This is a genomic window from Vallitalea sediminicola, from assembly GCF_054408565.1.
The window spans coordinates 1-733 of the sequence record NZ_BTPT01000121.1 but is presented as its reverse complement, the minus strand read 5'-3'; the positions used below and the strand labels follow the sequence as shown (position 1 = coordinate 733).

The following is a 733-nucleotide window of genomic DNA, read 5'->3' as shown; positions in this document are numbered from 1 at the left end:
ACCCTATAATTTTTATGTAAGAAAATTATTAAAAGGAGCATAAATATTTAGTAGAATATGTACAATATATATTTGGAATAAAAATATATAAACAATAAGATATGGGAGGAAAAAGTGAAAGTACAAGAGATAATATTAGAAGGTTATAGGCGTAGATATATCTTGCTTGATGATGATGGTATACCTATAGTCTCTGTAGTTAGATACTTAAAGCATCTAGATAATATAGCTAAAGGTAGCACCACCTTAAAATCATATTGCTATGATTTTAAGGTGGTGCTACTTTTAGCTATATTATCTAGATGCTTTAAGTATCTAACTACAGAGACTATAGGTATACCATCATCATCAAGCAAGATATATCTACGCCTATAACCTTCTAATATTATCTCTTGTACTTTCACTTTTTCCTCCCATATCTTATTGTTTATATATTTTTATTCCAAATATATATTGTACATATTCTACTAAATATTTATGCTCCTTTTCCTCATTTTCTTACATAACCATTATCTTTTCCATCTTCATCTCCTTTCCTCTTTCCCCTATACAACTTCTACTATCTTTCCCTCTTTTAGAGTTACTTTCTTTTTTTATCTCTCCACTCCTTCTAATGTCCTTATATTCTTCTTCCCTCTTCTTTCCCCCTTCCCCCTTCTCTACTTTATCCCTTTCTTATTTCTTTTTTTTTACATCTTCCTCTCTTCCTCTCTTCTTTTCTTTCCCTCTTTTC

1 protein-coding gene is annotated in these 733 nt (G+C 30.0%); it reads left to right on the top strand.

Annotated features, from left to right (window positions below; genetic code table 11):
• Positions 1 to 114 precede the first annotated feature (114 nt).
• On the top strand, positions 115 to 375 hold the full coding sequence (locus ACX6CF_RS25805; protein WP_458788258.1) for a hypothetical protein: 261 nt from the start codon (positions 115 to 117) through the stop codon (positions 373 to 375).
• Positions 376 to 733: the final 358 nt, after the last annotated feature.